The sequence below is a fragment of the Novosphingobium sp. AP12 genome (assembly GCF_000281975.1).
Taxonomy (GTDB): domain Bacteria; phylum Pseudomonadota; class Alphaproteobacteria; order Sphingomonadales; family Sphingomonadaceae; genus Novosphingobium.
The window spans coordinates 67,834-83,796 of the sequence record NZ_AKKE01000156.1 but is presented as its reverse complement, the minus strand read 5'-3'; the positions used below and the strand labels follow the sequence as shown (position 1 = coordinate 83,796).

At 66.2% G+C, this 15,963-nt stretch carries 14 protein-coding genes; 9 read left to right on the top strand and 5 right to left on the bottom strand.

Going from position 1 to position 15,963, the window contains the following annotated elements; genetic code table 11:
• Window positions 1–181 precede the first annotated feature (181 nt).
• From PMI02_RS22070 to PMI02_RS22060, 3 genes are all read left to right on the top strand, one after another.
• Complete coding sequence (locus tag PMI02_RS22070) at window positions 182–1,366, top strand: thiolase family protein (RefSeq protein ID WP_007687147.1); 1,185 nt, start codon at window positions 182–184, stop codon at window positions 1,364–1,366.
• Between the two features lie 115 nt (window positions 1,367–1,481).
• Window positions 1,482–2,681, top strand: coding sequence for an amidohydrolase family protein (locus PMI02_RS22065; protein WP_007687145.1), 1,200 nt, complete (start codon window positions 1,482–1,484; stop codon window positions 2,679–2,681).
• 1 nt (window position 2,682) lies between these two features.
• Window positions 2,683–3,990, top strand: a complete 1,308-nt coding sequence (locus tag PMI02_RS22060; protein WP_007687143.1) for a cytochrome P450 — start codon at window positions 2,683–2,685, stop codon at window positions 3,988–3,990.
• A gap of 186 nt (window positions 3,991–4,176) precedes the next feature.
• Here PMI02_RS22060 and PMI02_RS22055 read toward each other — a convergent pair whose 3' ends face one another.
• The 4 genes from PMI02_RS22055 to PMI02_RS22040 all read right to left on the bottom strand — a co-directional run bounded on the left by PMI02_RS22055 (window position 4,177) and on the right by PMI02_RS22040 (window position 11,284).
• A complete protein-coding gene (locus PMI02_RS22055; RefSeq protein ID WP_007687141.1) occupies window positions 4,177–5,742 on the bottom strand; it encodes a hypothetical protein in 1,566 nt (521 codons plus the stop codon).
• A 384-nt stretch (window positions 5,743–6,126) separates the two neighbouring features.
• Window positions 6,127–6,471: a DUF2322 family protein gene (locus PMI02_RS22050; protein ID WP_007687138.1), complete on the bottom strand. Its 345-nt coding sequence runs from the start codon at window positions 6,469–6,471 to the stop codon at window positions 6,127–6,129.
• A 310-nt stretch (window positions 6,472–6,781) separates the two neighbouring features.
• Complete coding sequence (locus PMI02_RS22045) at window positions 6,782–8,155, bottom strand: class II 3-deoxy-7-phosphoheptulonate synthase (protein WP_036505017.1); 1,374 nt, start codon at window positions 8,153–8,155, stop codon at window positions 6,782–6,784.
• Between the two features lie 189 nt (window positions 8,156–8,344).
• Complete coding sequence (locus PMI02_RS22040; RefSeq protein WP_007687136.1) at window positions 8,345–11,284, bottom strand: pitrilysin family protein; 2,940 nt, start codon at window positions 11,282–11,284, stop codon at window positions 8,345–8,347.
• Between the two features lie 117 nt (window positions 11,285–11,401).
• Between PMI02_RS22040 and PMI02_RS22035 the strand changes: the two genes are divergently transcribed.
• The 6 genes from PMI02_RS22035 to PMI02_RS22010 all read left to right on the top strand — a co-directional run bounded on the left by PMI02_RS22035 (window position 11,402) and on the right by PMI02_RS22010 (window position 15,179).
• The gene (locus tag PMI02_RS22035) at window positions 11,402–11,974 is read left to right on the top strand and encodes a NifU family protein (protein ID WP_007687135.1); all 573 of its coding nucleotides are present in this window, start codon (window positions 11,402–11,404) and stop codon (window positions 11,972–11,974) included.
• Window positions 11,975–12,007: 33 nt separating this feature from the next.
• Window positions 12,008–12,664, top strand: a complete 657-nt coding sequence (tsaB, locus tag PMI02_RS22030; RefSeq protein WP_007687134.1) for a tRNA (adenosine(37)-N6)-threonylcarbamoyltransferase complex dimerization subunit type 1 TsaB — start codon at window positions 12,008–12,010, stop codon at window positions 12,662–12,664.
• Window positions 12,661–13,119 carry a GNAT family N-acetyltransferase gene (locus PMI02_RS22025; protein ID WP_007687131.1) on the top strand — a complete coding sequence of 153 codons (459 nt, stop codon included), beginning with the start codon at window positions 12,661–12,663 and terminating at the stop codon, window positions 13,117–13,119. The genes tsaB and PMI02_RS22025 overlap by 4 nt, the downstream gene beginning before the upstream one ends.
• 183 nt (window positions 13,120–13,302) lie before the next feature.
• The gene (locus PMI02_RS22020) at window positions 13,303–13,749 is read left to right on the top strand and encodes a MucR family transcriptional regulator (RefSeq protein WP_007687128.1); all 447 of its coding nucleotides are present in this window, start codon (window positions 13,303–13,305) and stop codon (window positions 13,747–13,749) included.
• A 202-nt stretch (window positions 13,750–13,951) separates the two neighbouring features.
• Window positions 13,952–14,398, top strand: coding sequence for a Fur family transcriptional regulator (locus PMI02_RS22015; protein WP_007687126.1), 447 nt, complete (start codon window positions 13,952–13,954; stop codon window positions 14,396–14,398).
• A 1-nt stretch (window position 14,399) separates the two neighbouring features.
• Window positions 14,400–15,179, top strand: coding sequence for a 1-acyl-sn-glycerol-3-phosphate acyltransferase (locus PMI02_RS22010; protein ID WP_007687124.1), 780 nt, complete (start codon window positions 14,400–14,402; stop codon window positions 15,177–15,179).
• 57 nt (window positions 15,180–15,236) lie between these two features.
• Here PMI02_RS22010 and PMI02_RS22005 read toward each other — a convergent pair whose 3' ends face one another.
• Window positions 15,237–15,905: a hypothetical protein gene (locus PMI02_RS22005; protein ID WP_007687123.1), complete on the bottom strand. Its 669-nt coding sequence runs from the start codon at window positions 15,903–15,905 to the stop codon at window positions 15,237–15,239.
• Window positions 15,906–15,963: the final 58 nt, after the last annotated feature.

The following is a 15,963-nucleotide window of genomic DNA, read 5'->3' as shown; positions in this document are numbered from 1 at the left end:
GCGCCGCGCCGCAGGCTCTCCCTCCCTTGCAACGCTGCGCCGAACCGCAAGCGGCTCCGCCGAAAGCACGACGCCTCCGCGCCTCTGCGTCTCTGCGTGAACCAATCTTCCTTCCTTCCCCCGCGTCTCCGCGCCCCCGCGTGAAACCCTGCTTCCCCTTCCCGTACAGGAAGGCCGGAGCATGACCCTCCTCCCCGAAAAGCTCGCCTGCATCACCGGCGCCGCGCAGTCCGAGGTCGGCCGGCCGTCGAAGCGCAGCGCGCTGCAGCTGACCGCCGACGCCTGCCTCGCCGCCATTGCCGACGCCGGCCTGCGGCCCGAGGACATCGACGGCATCGCCACCTATCCGGGCAAGAGCAGCGAAGGCGGCGGCATCGCGCCGGTCAGCCCCTCGGAAGCCGCCGCCGTGCTCGGCATCGAGCCGCGCTGGATCCTCGCCTCGGCGGAGGGGTTCAGCCACATGGCGCCGATCTTCAACGCCATTACCGCCATCGCCTGCGGCCTTGCTCGCCATGTCGTGGTGTTCCGCAGCGTCGCGCAGGCGCAGGCGCGGCTGGTCTCGCGATCGTCCACGCTGATGTCCGGCTCGCGCGAGCGGGTGGACGGCAACAACGCCTGGACCGTGCCCTACAACGCGCTTTCGCCGATCAACACCTTCGCGCTCTACGCGCAGGCCTACTTCGAGAAGTACGGGGCGAACGAGGCACAACTGGGCGCGATCGCGGTCAACAACCGCGCGAACGCCGCGCACAATCCGAACGCCATCTACCGCAAGCCCCTCACCCTCGACGACTATCTGGCCAGCCGCGTGATCTCCTCGCCGCTGCGTCTGCTGGACTGCGATTCGCACATCGACGGCTCCACCGCGATCGTGCTCTCGCACCGCGACGCCGCGAAGGACCTGCGCAATCCGCCGCTCCACATCGAATCGATGGGCATGGCGGTGGGCGGACTGTGGGTGGGCCGTTTCGAGGGCGACTTCACCGAAATGCCCGCCGCCAGGCGCGCCGGGCGGATGCTGTGGGAACGCACCGACCTCAAGCCCGCCCAGATGGACTGCGCGCAGATCTACGACGGCTTTTCGATCCACGTGTGGATGTGGATGGAAGCGCTCGGCCTTGTCCCGCCGGGCGAGGCTTGCAGGTTCGTCGAGGGCGGCAAGCGCATCGCCATCGACGGCGAACTGCCGCTCAACACCGGCGGCGGCCAGCTCTCTGCCGGGCGCTTCCACGGCTACGGCCACATCCACGAGGCGACCGTCCAGCTCTGGGGGCGGGGCAGCGGACGGCAGGTGCGGGACGCAAAGACCTGCGTGATCTCGAACGGCGGCTACGGATACGGCGCGATGATCCTTCGGCGCGACTGAGCGGGCGCCCTCGCCGAGTCGCGATCTTGACATTTCAGTTCAATATGGCGATACTTAGTTCACCATTGCGAATTATCGATCAGGCCGCAAAGACGGCGCGAGAGGAGCCCAGGAAATGAGCGAAGCAGATCCGGCGATCAAAGGCGGCACGACCGCCGACTGGCCCTACGGCCCCATCTTCGATGCCGACGCCCACATCGATCCGCCGCACGACATGTGGAAGAACTACCTCCCCTCGCACCTCAAGGACCGCGCCCCCTTTATCGAGCATGCCGAGGACGGGGACTACATCTGCTTCGAAGGCGGCCGCCGCCCGTTCATGATGATCAACAACCAGGCCGGGCGCGAGGGCAAGAACTTCAAGATGAAGGGCCGCCTTGCCGACCAGCGCACGGTGTGGGAGCCCGCCACCCGCCTCGCCGACATGGACGCGGACGGCATGGACGCCGCGCTGCTGTTCGGCGGCGGGCCGCTCGGCTCGTTCGACAACGAACTCTACGTCGCCAGCTACGTCGCCTACCAGGATTGGGTGATGGACTTCGCCTCGGTGGCGCCGGACCGGCTGTTCCCCGTCGGCTACGTGCCGATGCGCGACATCGACGAGACCTGCCAGCACGTCGAACGCCTTGCGAAGAAGGGCTTCCGCGCGATCAACCTGCCCGCCTTCCCGCAGAACCCGGACGCCTGGAAGACCTCGTCCGGCATCCAGAACATGAAGGACGGCCAGGTCTCCGCCCTCACCGGCGACAGCAAGGGCGCGCTGCAGTATTCCGACCCCGCCTTCGACAAGCTGTGGAAGACGATCTGCGACCACAACCTCGTCATCACCTTCCACCTCGGCGCCCGCGTGCCGCGCTTCGGGCAGAAGGAGTTCTTCCTCCCCGACATGCCGATGAGCAAGATGGCGATGGCCGAGCCGATCGGCATCTTCATCTTCAACTGCATCTTCGACCGCTTCCCTGCCTTACGCATCGGCAGCATGGAAAGCGGCGTGGGCTGGTTCGCGTGGTACACCGAATACATCACCCGCACCTGGGAGCGGCAGCGCTTCTGGACCGAGAGCGCGCTCAAGAACCCGCCGAGCTACTACATGGACCGCAACGTCTTCGGCTCGTTCATCCAGGACCGCACGGGCATCCTCAACCGCGACCTGCCGGGCGGCGGCAACATCATGTGGTCCTCCGACTACCCGCACTCGGAAACCACTTTCCCCAAGTCGCGCGAGATCATCCTGCGCGACTTCGCGGGCGTCCCCGAGGCCGACGTGCGCGCGATCATCCACGACAACGCGCGCAAGCTGCTGGGCCTGAGCTGACATGCTGGAAGGTGCCGACGCAACCGATGTCCTGACCGCCGACGACCCGCTCTACGAGGAGCTCTACGACGTCCGCAAGGAAGCGGAGTCGGTGGGCAACTCGGTCGAAGTCGCCGCGATCATGCCCGCCGTCCACGCGATGCGGGCACAAGGGCCGGTGATCAAGGGGCGGCTGCGCGAGCTGCTCGGCCTCCCGCTGCACGAGCGCCATGCCCGTGCGGCGGGGCGCCCGCACTGGACGGTGCTGTCCTACGATGCCTGCGAGGCCGCCTTCCGCAACCCTGCGATCTTTTCGAACTCGGTGCAGGGCCACGACAATCCGGCGGACGAGAAGGCGATGGGCATCCTCGAGATGGACCCGCCGATGCACCGCGCCTACCGCCGTACCATCCAGCCCAAATTCAACATGCCCGAGGCGCTCGGCTGGTGGCGCGAGCACACCATCGACACCATCATCGAGCGCCTGATCGCCCGCATGGCCAAGGGTGAGCGCGCAGACCTCAACCTCGACTACTGCGCGCGCATCCCGGTCTACACGATCACCACCGCCATCGGCCTCGACGGCGACGAGGCGCTGCGTTTCCGCCACGCCTACCTCAACTCCACCAGTTCCAGCCGCTCGGTGACGATGGAGCAGCGGATCTCCAACGCCAGGATCGTCGAGAGCACCGTGCTCGGCCTGATCGAACGCCGCCGTGCCGAGCCGCAGGACGACCTCGTCAGCTTCCTGCTCGGCATGAAATTGCAGATGCCCGGCGAGGCCCCGCGCGCCCTCACCGACCGCGAGATCCTCGCCCACGTCAAGCTGGTGATGGTGGCCGGCGGCGGTACCTCCTGGCGCCAGATGGGCATCGCCCTCTTTGCCCTGCTCACTCACCGCGACCAGCTCGACGCCGTGCGCCAGGACCGCGCCCTCGTCGACGACGCGATTGAGGAAAGCCTGCGCTGGAACCCCACCGCGCCCTATTTTTACCGCATGGTGATGCAGGACACCGAGTTCTACGGCCACCACATCCCCGAAGGCGCCGTGCTCGAACTCGGCCTCGGCCCCGCCAACCGCGACCCCGCGCGCTGGGAGCGCCCCGACGAATACGACCTCTTCCGCCCCAAGCTGACCAACATGGCCTTCGGCCTCGGCACCCACCGGTGCCTCGGCATGAACGTCGCCCGCGTCGAGATCAACCGCGGCATCAACGCCCTGCTCGACCACTTTCCGGCGCTGCGCCTCGATCCGGATGCGCCCGCGCCGTTCATGACCGGCGGGCTGGAACAACAGGGGGTTTCGGGGCTGCCGGTGTTGCTGGGATAGTAGCCCCCGCGCCTAAGGGGCCGAAGATATCCTCTGTATGATCAGCGGAAATTGGCGGCTTTTGGCCGTGACCCAAAGGTCAGCTTTTGATCAATATCCGCGGATAGCGGACATGACCGCTTTTGGGGCCGGCGCCTCCGTCGCTGATCGACCATTATCAGGGATGTTAGCTGCTTTAACCGAACCTCATCCCACGACACGTTTGATCGCAAAGGCGCCGCCGATCAGGAGATCGCCGTCTTCGAGGATGGTGGTGATACCGCCGAAAGCGTTCCACATGGCGCTGTCGTCTGGGAACACCCAACGGGCCCTGATTTCGCCCGTCGTCCAGTCGAGGCCGGCATACTCGTAGGTCAGACCACGCTTGTTCGCGGCATAAAGCAGCCCCGTGGCAGCCGATACGACCGGCACCATGATGTCGCTGTTGTCGATCTCGGCGTTGAGCCAGTCTTGCTCGAACCGCCGCGTCGCCGGATTCCAGTTGAACTTCTGGATGCCCTTCGGGGCCGGGCGCGTGACGCCTGCCATGAACCCGTTATGGAAGCCCGGCTCTGGGAAAGGCTCGGGATAGGTGCTGTTGACGATGGCGACGCCGTAGCCAAGCACGTTGGGCGATGGCTCGATCGTCGCCTTCGAAATCTCGATCCGGGCCTGATCCGCGATGCGGCGCGACTTGGTCCCCGGCTTCTGCTCGAAATCCTCGGGAATGTCGTCGCGCCAGAAGGCGACGAGATTGGTGCCTCCCTCTGCCCCGTCCGCGATCACGACGAGTTTGTCCGGGTCGTCGCCAAATCCCATCAAGGTAGGCGTCGTCCCCGAACCGCGTGAGATCGACCCCAGCGCAAAAGCCTTTTCGTCGGGCATCCACTCGTAGCCGGATTCCCAGGCCCCATCCTTCTCGTCGGACGAGAGCGTTTCGCCGTTCCACACGACCTTGAGCATCCTGCGCGAAGTCACGACGTAGATGCCGCCATCTTCGTCCACGGGGACGGCATTGTCGACCGCTTCGCCCGAGAAAGCGACGTACGACTTCACATTCAGGTCGCGGTCGAGAATAATCACCGCGCCAGGCGCAGCGGCGACCAGGAAGCCGTCGTACGTCATGCTGAGCGCGATGATGCGACTGACTGACTGCGCGACTTCGGCAGGCACGGCAGTTGCCACGTCGGCCAGTTTCACGACGCGAGCGGGCGCTCGGACCTCGTTGTCGTCGGTGCATTTGAGCACCCGCGTGCCGCCGAAAACGCAGTAGTGGAAGCCGTCACGGTCGAACAGGTTGTAGACGCCGTTGATGCCGAGAGCGTGGGTGAAGCCAAGGTCGCTGATCCCCCGGATGGCCTCGATCAGTTTTGCGTCGTCCCCCTCGCGGCGGGCCACGTCCCATTTCGCCAGCAGAGCTTCGACCGTCGCCTCGTCGGCACCTTCGAATATCGCCTCGAAGCCCGGGTAAGCCATGTAGGAAATCGATTCGAGAGCCTTGCCCGTAAGCAGCAGCTTGCGCAGGCCGAACATGCCACTGGCGAAGGCGACCGTATCGGTGCCGATCTTCTTCAACGTGGGGTTTGAAACCATGAAGTTGCGCACGAACTTCGCGTCTTCGCCCTCTACCAGGGTCTTGCCTTGCACGGGACCTGCAACGGTCACGGAATCGGTCGCGCCCGGATTGAAGTGGGAGGTCGGATAGACGCTTTGCGTCAGCCACGGATTGGGGTTGGGCATGTTCGCCGCAAGAATTTGTTGAGTTTCGGACATCGCACGCCTCTCGTTTGTGAGGCGAAGATCGCTGTCGGGCCATCCAATGGCCATCCGGGATATTTCGCAGAATCCGAGGGGCTTCCCCTAGGTAGACGCGCTAAATGTCCTATGAGGGCGCGTCCGGAAAGGCCGGTTTCCGGGTAAATCTCTGCAAGGCGGCCATTCCGCTTGTGGCGATCAGCGCGACGTTTCCGAACAGCGCAGAAGGGTGGATGGCGGTCCTTCGGGCAGCGTTCAGTCGGGAACACACCGGTATGACTCGCACGAAGGTGATCCCACACAGGCGAGGCCACTAGCAAACCGGCAACTGTAGCAGGGGGTCTGCAATGAAGGCTGCCGGGACAGTCCGTGTTCGGCGAAAAAGGGCGCGGAGCCGCCCATTCAACCGCTGGCAGCGATGACCTCAATTGCCAACGGCCTGCCGCCGGCGGCGATCTCCAGCAGGCGGTCGATGTTGGGGTGGGCGCCGGGGCGATTGCGGGCGTCGGCGGTGTTCTCGGCGAACAGGGCAAGGCCATGCTCGGCGGCTCGTGCGTCCAGCGTGCCGAAGACCTGCTCGAGGTACTGGTAGACCGCCAGGGAGCCCTGCTTGCCCGGCTGGTTCTCGATGGTGGCGACCACGGCGCCGGCGTCGTCGACCAGGTCGATGCGCTGCAGGCCGTCGATGGGCGGCAGGGCCTGGAGGTTGTCCTTGAAGGTCGCGTCCGGGTGAATCGTCGTCGGCATGGCTCGCATTTCCTGATGGAGTGGTCGCGCCGGGCCCTTGCAGCTTCCGCGCGCGTCCGCAATCCGCGATGGAGGCGCGCGGCGCGCGACGGGAACTCTCGCCCCGCATTTTCCTACACGGCCAAACCGCGCTATCTTCGCGGCGGCTCTTTCACACCGTCGATTCCGCCCCCTTCCTGCAAACGCTGCGCGCATGTACTTCGTCAACAAACTCCCAAACCCAACAACCCGGCCCTGCCCGCACCCGGGCAAACAAAAGGGCGCGGGAAGCCATGCCTCCCGCGCCCTTGTCGCTCCGGTCCGGCGGCCGTTACGCCGCCTGCTTGTGCCGTTCGGTCGCTTCGAGGTTGAGCAGGTCCGCCATTTCGAAGGCCAGCTCGATCGACTGCGCGCCGTTGAGGCGCGGGTCGCAGTGGGTGTGGTAGCGGTCGGCCAGCGAGGCATCGGTGATGGCGATGGCACCGCCGGTGCACTCGGTCACGTCCTGGCCGGTCATCTCGATGTGGATGCCGCCGGCATGCGTGCCCTCGGCGCGGTGGACCGCGAAGAAGCCGCGCACTTCGGACAGGATGCGGTCGAACGGACGGGTCTTGTAACCGCTGTCGGCCTTGATGACGTTGCCGTGCATCGGATCGCACGACCACACCACCGGATGACCCTCGCGCTGCACCGCGCGGACGAGCTTGGGCAGGCCCGCCTCGACCTTGTCGTGGCCGTAGCGGCTGATCAGCGTCATGCGGCCCGGCTCGCGGCCGGGGTTCAGCGTGTCGAGCATGCGCAGCAGCGCGTCGGGCTCGAGGCTGGGGCCGCACTTCATGCCGATCGGGTTGCCGACGCCGCGCAGGAACTCGACGTGGGCCGAGTTCTCGAACCGGGTGCGGTCGCCGATCCACAGCATGTGGGCCGAGCAGTCGTACCAGTCGCCCGTCAGCGAATCGCGGCGAGTCAGCGCCTGCTCGTAGGGGAGCAGCAGCGCTTCGTGGCTGGTGTAGAAGTCGGTGCCCTGGAGCTGCGGCACGGTCATCGGATCGACGCCGCAGGCCGCCATGAAGTCGAGCGCCTCGCTGATGCGGTCCGCCATCTGGGCGAACTTCTCGCCCCAGGGGCTGCGGCCGATGTGCTCCATCGTCCACTGGTGAACCTGGCGCAGGTTCGCATAGCCGCCATGCGCGAAGGCGCGCAGCAGGTTGAGCGTGGCCGAGGACTGGCCGTAGGCCTTGAGCATGCGCTCGGGATCGTTGCGGCGCGCCTCTGCGGTGCCCTCGATGCCGTTGATGATGTCGCCGAAGTAGCTGGGCATCTCGACGCCGCCGACCATCTCGGTCGGAGCCGAGCGCGGCTTGGCGAACTGGCCGGCCATGCGGCCCAGCTTCACCACCGGCTGTTTGCTGGCGAAAGTCAGGACGACGGCCATCTGAAGGATGACGCGGAAGCTGTCGCGGATGTTGTCGGCGCTGAACTCGGCGAAGCTCTCGGCGCAGTCACCGCCCTGGAGCAGGAAACCACGGCCCGCGGCCACTTCGGCGAGGTCTGCCTTGAGCGCGCGGGCTTCGCCGGCAAAGACGAGCGGCGGATACTTCGCCAGCGTGGTCTCGACCTCGCCCAGCTTCGCCTCGTCGCCATAGACCGGCAGGTGGCGCGCTTCGTGCGCCTTCCAGCTCTCCGGTGTCCAGTTGCTCGCCACGTTCTTCACTCCCGATGTCCGCGGCACCATGCCCGGACCTTGAGCGCCGCCTTTCCTCGTGCAGCGCAGACAAGAGGCGCCCCATAGCGCCGCCCGGTAATTTTTGCAAAGCCGGTTTGGCCGATCAGCGTGATCGATTGCGTGGGGGTTGAATTCCTCGTCTCCGCGAACACGGAGACGAGGATGGCCTTACTTCGCGGCGACCTTGGCGTCCTTGCCCTCGGGCATGACTTCGAGGCGCCAAGAGTGGTCCTTCCCGAGGTACCGCGCCGCCAGCGCCTGCATCGCCTGCGGGGTGGTGACGGTGTAGTCGCTGAGCACCGTGCGCACGGTGCCGATGCGCGAGGGGTCGCTGGTCGCGCCTTCGAGCTGGCTCATGAAGAACGAAGTGCTCGACGCAGCCCGCGTCACCTGCTGGCGAAGGGGTTCTACGACCAGCGCCAGTTCGTCCGCGGTCGGCGGGTTGTTGATGAGGTTCTGCGCGATCTCGTCGGCGGTCTGGAAGAAGATCGGCACCGACTTGGGATCGAGCTGAGCCATCGCCGTGATAGAACCGCCTGCCGCAAGGTCCACCGGCCAGGTCGAGTAGACGTAGGGCGCGTAGGACACGCCCAGCTTTTCGCGCACGGCGTCCATCAGGCGGTTGGTGAACAGCTGCGTGAGGATCTCGAGCTGGCGCGATTCGCGGATGCCCATCACACCGCCGCCGGTCGGCCAGGAAATCACGGCTGCGGCCTGGTCGGGGTCGCCGTGGTGGACGAGCGTGACCGGCTTGTCGGAAGGCTGCGGGACCGGGATCTTCACCTCGGCCGTGGACACCGCAACGGGCTGGCGGGCCTTGAGCGCGCCGAAGGTCTTCTCCAGCGCGGCGATCGCGGCGGTCTTGTCGAAGTCGCCGAAGATCTGGACCTCGACAGGGCCTTCCTTGAGCGCCTTGCTCCAGACCCGCTTGAAGCCGTCTGCCGTGGTCGCCTCGATCTCCTCGGGTGTCGGGGTGGCGAAGCGGGCATCCTCGCCGCGCTGGTAGAACTGGAGGTCACGGTTGAGCACGCCCTGCGGCGAGGTCGAGAACGTGGCGTACTGGACTTTCGCCGCGGCCTTGGCGCGCATGACGGGGTTCACGTCCCATCGCGGCAGGTCGAGCTTGGCAGCGAAGAGGTAGAGCTGGTCCGCAAGGTCCTGCGGCCGCGTTTCGGCGGAAAGCTCGAAGGCGGCGTCCTGAACTTCGAAGTCGAAGCCCATCTTGCGCCCCGTGGAGATGCGGTCGAGGTCGTCCTGACCCAGCGTCGCCAGGCCCGAGCCCACGAGCGCATAGTTGCCCAGCGTGATGTAGGCCGCATCCTTCGGGTCGACCGAGCGGTAGCCGCCGCCGAAGCGGGTCTTGACCATGACGCGGCCCGGCTCCTCGGCGACAGGCCAGAGCAGCGCCTTGACGCCGTTGGCGAAGGTCAGCTGCTCGATTTCGAGCAGGCCGGTGGGCAGGTCGGTGACGGCCTTGGCAGCCTTGCCGATGGCGGGCAGCTTCTCGAACGAGACCGGCGCAAGCGCGGCACGCACGCTGGCGTCGGCCTTGACCGGCTCGGCGAGCGCCAGTTGCAGCTGGCGATCGGTGGCCTTGCCCTGCTCCTGCACGGTGAACAGGCCGCGCGTGACGGTGCCGGTGAACAGCTGGCGCGTGTGCTTGAGCACGGCGTCAGGCGTGAACAGCGGCTGCGATTCGCGGAAGATGCGCAGCACGTCGTTCGGCGCGGCAACGGTCTCGCGGATGTCGAGCGCGTTGACGAGGTCGTCGGCGAGCTTGGAGCCCGGCAGGATGCGCTGCTGCTCGACCGGCACCTGGAAGGCGACGTCGAGTTCGGCGGCCTCGCGGTCGATCTCCACCTGCGTCGGCGCGCGGGTCAGGGCGTCGGCGATCACCGAGCGCACGTCGCGCAGTGCGCCCTGCCAGTCGTCGCCTAGCGGCGTGACCGACACGAAGGTCGCGTCGGCGGAGCGCGAGACGTCGTCCTGGTTGACCGAGGCCGAGAGGAAGCTGCCGCCCGCACGCGCCTTGGATTCGAGGCGGCGGTTTATGATCGCCTGCGCAATCGCATCGGTCATCAGGCCCTGGTTGTAGACGATGTTGTCGTTCACCTGCCGCCACGGACGCAGCACCGCGTACATCAGCGAAGGCGGAAGGTCGGGCTCGACCAGCACGCGCGTCTCGCCGACGGGGTTCTTGGGATCGGCGCCCTTGGGAGCGACGGGATCGCCGAAGCTGGGCGCTGGCGCCTTCTTGCCCTTGGCCGACCAGTCGGTGAACCACTTCTTCACGTAGGATTCGAGCATCGCCGGATCGACGTCACCCGCGACGATCACCGCCACGTTGTCGGGACGGTACCAGCGCGAGTAGAAGGCGCGCACGCTTTCAGGCGTCGCCGAAGTCAGCGATTCCAGCGTGCCGATAGGCTCGCGGTTGGCGAGCGGCTGGCCGGCGTAGAGCACCTTCTGCATCGCGTCCTGCACGCGCTTGGACGCGCCTCCCCGCTCGCGCATCTCGGCCAGCACGATCGGGAGGTCGGACTTGAGGTTCGAGGCCGAGAGAGTAGGTGCGGTGACCATGCCGCTCATCAGCTTGAACGTCTCGTCGAGCGAGGTCGGCGTGGCGTTGGGCAGGTCGAGCTTGAACACCGTCTGCGTGGTCGAGGTCACGGCATTGGTGTCGCTGCCGAATGTCGCGCCGAGGCGCTGGAAAGCGGCGATCGCCGTGCCCTCGGGCAGGTACTTGGACTGGCGGAACAGCATGTGCTCCAGAAGGTGTGCGTAGCCTCGCTCGGCGTCGGTCTCGTAGAGCGAGCCCGCGTCGACCCGGATGCGGATCGAGACCTGGCCCGGCGGTACGCCGTTCTTGCGCACGGCATACTTGATGCCGTTGGGCAGTTCGCCGAAGTGCCATTCGGGATCGTGCGGAATGTCGCTCCCGCGATAGAGCCAGGGGTCGGACTGCCCGACGATCGGCGTTGCCATCGGAGCGCTGGCCGGCGCGGCGGCCGGTTGCGGGGCGACCTCCTGGGCAAGCAGTGGCGGGATCGGGGCCTGAAGGAGAAGCAGGCAGGCGAGCGTGCGTGCGGCGCGCGGGGAAGTCGTCATCGCGCAAGGTATAGGGCGCCGCTTGCTTAAGGGCCAGTGAATAGAGCCGTCATCTTGGCTTCGATTGTTCGCACTTGGACTTGACCCTCCGGCCACTTCACCTACATCGCACAGATCATGTTCATCGAAACCGAAACCACGCCCAATCCTGCAACGATCAAGTTCCTGCCCGGCAGGCAGGTGATGCCGGCCGGCACGCGCGAATTCACCTCGCCCGAAGACGCGGCCGCATCGCCGCTGGCGGAAGCGCTGTTCGATCTCGGCGACGTCACCGGCGTGTTCTTCGGCGGCGAATTCGTCTCGGTTACTGCCGCGCCCGGCGTGGAATGGGCATCGCTGCGGCCGCAGGTCGTGTCGATCCTGCTCGACCACTTCGTCTCGGAAGCCCCGCTGTTCGCGAGCGGCGCCGCCGGTTTCGCCGTCCCGGCCGAGGACGACGACTTCGGCGATGATCCGGCGGACGCCGACATCGTCGAACAGATCAAGGACCTGATCGAAAGCCGCGTGCGCCCGGCCGTCGCCAATGATGGCGGCGACATCGTCTATCGCGGCTTCCGCGAAGGCGTGGTCTATCTCTCGATGCAGGGCGCCTGCTCGGGCTGCCCGTCGTCGAGCGCGACGCTGAAGCAGGGCATCGAAAGCCTGCTGAAGCATTACGTCCCCGAAGTCAGCGAAGTGCGCGCGGCCTGACCGGGCCGTGGGTATGCTGCGCGAAATTGACGCGTGACAGCCGCCATCGACGATAATTCCCCATTTGCCGCAACGACGCTGGTCATCGACAGCGCGACCGACGCCTGCTCGGTCGCGCTTTTCGCGGGTGCGCGCCTTGTCGCCGGTGACTACCGTGTGCTTGGGCGTGGCCATGCCGAAGCGCTGGTGCCGATGATCGCGGCCCTGCCCGCGAAGGGCCGCGCTGACCGCATCGCCGTGGCACTCGGACCGGGCAGCTTCACCGGCGTCCGGGTCGGCCTCGCGGCCGCGCGGGCTCTGGCGCTGGCCTGGAGCGCGCAGCTCGTCGGCTACCCGACGCTGGCGCTGGTCGCCGCCATGGCGCGCGATGCCGAGGGCGACCAATCGGTCGGCGTTGCGATGACCGGCGGGCATGGCGAATGGTTCATCGAAGGCTTCGCGCCATCCGGTCGGACCAGTCGCCCCCTCGCCTCCCTGCGCCCCGCCGACGCCGCCCTGGCGACCGTGGAGCAGATTGTCGCGGGAAATCAGGCCGAAACGCTGGTCGCCGCGCGAGGGTCGGGCCGCGCGCTACCGCTCTGGCCCGATGCCCGCGCCTTCATGCTCCTGCCTCCGGCAGCGCTCATGGCCGAGACGCATCCCCTTTATGGCCGCGCACCCGACGCCCGCCTGCCTTCGGGAGCAGCATGATCGAAGATGTGGACAAGATAATGGCGGTCATGCAGGCGGCTTTCGACCCTGCTTACGGGGAGGCGTGGAACAGACGCCAAATCGATGACGCGCTTCGCTTCGGCACTTGCCACTATTGCCTTATCGGCCCGACTGGCAATCAACCTTCCGAAAACGAATCGGCGGCGGGATTTTTCTTGTCCCGAACCGGATTTGAGGAAGAAGAACTTCTTCTTCTTGCAGTCGATCCGCAATATCGGGGCCGAGGACTTGGCCGGTCCCTACTCGACGCCTTGCGAGTCGGCGCTGCCACTCGCGGCGCCCAGCGCCTCCTCCTCGAAATGAGAAGAGGCAACCCGGCAGAGGCGCTTTACCGCAACTTTGGCTTTTATTCCATTGGCGAAAGGCGCGAATACTACCGGACTCAGGACGGTCGGCGGCTCGATGCGATCACCTTTGCCTGCGATATGTCCTGATCGGATATATTAATTCTTCGTCATATGGCTCCATTTGGGACGAACAGGCGTACGTAACTTCGAATTGAACTTGCACTTCTGTGCAGAATGGTCCACTGCACGATCCGCAAGCCCTGATCGGCCTGCTACCCCCCGAATTGAACTACGCCGAAATAAAATTGGTCGCACCAAAGGACAATAAAAATGGATAATATCCAGGCTGACATGAACGAGACGTTGATCACACTGGCGTCGGACATCGTCTCCGCTCACGTGAGCAACAACAGCGTTGCTGTCGAAGATCTTCCCACGCTGATCACCAACGTCTACGGCGCGCTTGCCGGCCTCGGCGGCACTGCCCCGGTCGTCGAAGAAAAGCCCGAGCCGGCAGTGTCGATCCGCGCTTCGGTGAAGCCCGACTACATCGTCTGCCTCGAGGACGGCAAAAAGCTCAAGATGCTCAAGCGCCACCTCATGACTCATTACAACATGACCCCGGAAGACTACCGCGCGCGCTGGAACCTGCCCGCCGATTACCCGATGGTCGCTCCCAACTACGCCGAAAAGCGCCGCGAACTCGCCAAGAAGATCGGCCTGGGCCGCAAGCCCGACGTGCGCCGTGGCCGCAAGCCCAAGGCAGCTGTCGCCTGATCCAGGTGGGTTGACCCGCAGGCGGCCTCGCTGGCCGCGCGGCCCGGAAGGCCTCCGCACTCGCGGCCCGGGATCCGATTTCCCGGGGACAAAGGTGGCGATGGCCGACACTGCCCGGTGACAGGCCGCCCATGGCGGTTGTGATTGCAGGCGCACCACCCTATCTAGGTTGGTGCGCCTCATTCATTTCTACAGGTCCACCGTGCATCAACCCATCGACATCGAAGCTCTCTGCGCCGAACGCGGCCTTCGCATCACCGAGCAACGCCGTGTGATCGCCAAGGTGCTTTCGGAAAGCACCGACCATCCGGACGTCGAAAAGCTGCACGAGCGTGCAACCGGGATCGACCCCGGCATCTCGATCGCGACGGTCTACCGCACCGTGCGCCTCTTCGAGGAAGCCGGCATCCTCGACCGCCACGATTTCGGCGACGGCCGCGCCCGCTACGAAGCGGCACCGGAAGCGCATCACGACCATATGATCGATGTCGAATCGGGCCAGGTCATCGAATTCGTCGACCCCGAACTCGAAGCGCTGCAGCGCCAGATCGCCGAGCGCCTAGGCTTCCGCCTCGTCGATCACCGGATGGAACTGTTCGGCGTCAGGCTCGACCGCCCGGAAGGTGCCGGCACCCCCACCCGCAAGTGACATGACCGGGACGATACCCGTCCCGGCTCGTCGCCTCGCTCCCTGGGCCTGGCCGCTGGTCGCGGTCCGGCTGGCGGGTTTGCTTACTCTGCTCATGTCCTGCACGCCGCTTTACTACGCCGCCGCCCCGTTCACGCGGCGCAACCCGGTACCGCGCTGGTTCCTGCGTGGTGTCGCCATGGTCGCTGGAGTGCGCCTGCGCATCCGCGGGCACCGCCCGGCCCCGCGCAGCTTTCTCATCGCCAACCACGTCAGCTGGATCGACATCCCGGCCATCGCCGGCGCCACCGGCAGTGCCTTCGTCGCTCACGACGGGTTGGCGCAGATCGGCCCGCTGCGCTGGCTCTGCGGGCTCAACGACACCGTCTTCGTCGCCCGTCACGAGCGGCGCAGCGTCGCGGCGCAGGTCGCTCAGATCCGCACCGCGCTGCGGGAGACCGGCGCGCTGACCATCTTCGCCGAAGGCACGACCTCGGACGGCAGCGGCACGCTGGCGTTCAAGTCGTCGCTCCTGTCGGCACTGGAAGGCGATTTCGAGGCCGAGGCGATCCCGGTCCAGCCGGTCTGGCTCGACTACGGCCCGGAAACGCGCGAAATCGCTTGGGTGGGCGAGGAGCCCGGCCTCGACAATGCGCTACGCATCCTCGCACGCGTGCGGCCGGTGGACCTCACCATCCATTTCCTGCCGCCGCTGAGCCCCGATGAGCGCGCCGACCGCAAGCGCATGGCCGCCGCCGCGCGCGGTGCGATCGAAGCCGCCCGCGCGCAAGGAACTGATTAGTCTGGGAAACTGATCCTCCCTGTCGCCGCAGGCGATGGGAGGATAGCGCCGAACGCCTCAGCGCGTGGCGTTGTAGGCCAGCTGGGTTTCATTGAGCTGGAAGCCGACCAGCACCTCGAACGAGGAGCGCGCGACGGCGGCCTTCACTTCCGGATCGGAGAGCGGATCGACCGCGGCATCGGTGTCGCCGGCCTTGCGCTTGCGAGTGATACGCTCGCGAATCTCCTGCGGCAATGTCGCGGCGGCGCGGTCGATGAAGGCGTTGACGTCGCCGCTGACCTGCGCGCGTTGCTCACCATCGGCGAAGGTGAGGGTCACGTTCCCCACGCGCTTGCTGATCACGGCGGAGCCGCCCTGCAGCACGGTCACGAAGTAGGGCAGCGTCACCTGCCGGGCGCCGGCGGTGTCGTTGCGGCGCGCCTGCACCTGGAACGAAACGGTGGAAGTCACCTTGTCGCCGGCGGTAGCGTCTTCGCTGCACTGTGCGCGCACATCGGTCATCGCCGCGACGAGATCGATGTTCGGCGCGGTCCGGTCGTTGGCGACACGGAAAAGCGTCACGTCGCCGGTGTATTCGGGAATGCCGACGGCGGGGCAGGTGCTGCGGATCGACGTAATGCCCACGCCCTGGTCGACCACGATCTCCCCCTTGGTCTTGCACCCACCCAGCGCGGACAACGCGGCTGCGGAGCACAGGACAGTGGCAGTCAGGCGGCGTGCATTCATCGTCACTTCCTCGAATGGCGTGCGCTTGCCCTAGCGAGACAAGCGGCAAAGCGCTAGA

Coding starts and splice junctions, on each gene's coding strand:
- PMI02_RS22070 (WP_007687147.1), top strand. CDS start 182: ATGACCCTCCTCCCCGAAAAGCTCGCCTGCATCACCGGCGCCGCGCAG.
- PMI02_RS22065 (WP_007687145.1), top strand. CDS start 1,482: ATGAGCGAAGCAGATCCGGCGATCAAAGGCGGCACGACCGCCGACTGG.
- PMI02_RS22060 (WP_007687143.1), top strand. CDS start 2,683: ATGCTGGAAGGTGCCGACGCAACCGATGTCCTGACCGCCGACGACCCG.
- PMI02_RS22055 (WP_007687141.1), bottom strand. CDS start 5,742: ATGTCCGAAACTCAACAAATTCTTGCGGCGAACATGCCCAACCCCAAT.
- PMI02_RS22050 (WP_007687138.1), bottom strand. CDS start 6,471: ATGCCGACGACGATTCACCCGGACGCGACCTTCAAGGACAACCTCCAG.
- PMI02_RS22040 (WP_007687136.1), bottom strand. CDS start 11,284: ATGACGACTTCCCCGCGCGCCGCACGCACGCTCGCCTGCCTGCTTCTC.
- PMI02_RS22035 (WP_007687135.1), top strand. CDS start 11,402: ATGTTCATCGAAACCGAAACCACGCCCAATCCTGCAACGATCAAGTTC.
- PMI02_RS22025 (WP_007687131.1), top strand. CDS start 12,661: ATGATCGAAGATGTGGACAAGATAATGGCGGTCATGCAGGCGGCTTTC.
- PMI02_RS22020 (WP_007687128.1), top strand. CDS start 13,303: ATGGATAATATCCAGGCTGACATGAACGAGACGTTGATCACACTGGCG.
- PMI02_RS22010 (WP_007687124.1), top strand. CDS start 14,400: ATGACCGGGACGATACCCGTCCCGGCTCGTCGCCTCGCTCCCTGGGCC.
- PMI02_RS22005 (WP_007687123.1), bottom strand. CDS start 15,905: ATGAATGCACGCCGCCTGACTGCCACTGTCCTGTGCTCCGCAGCCGCG.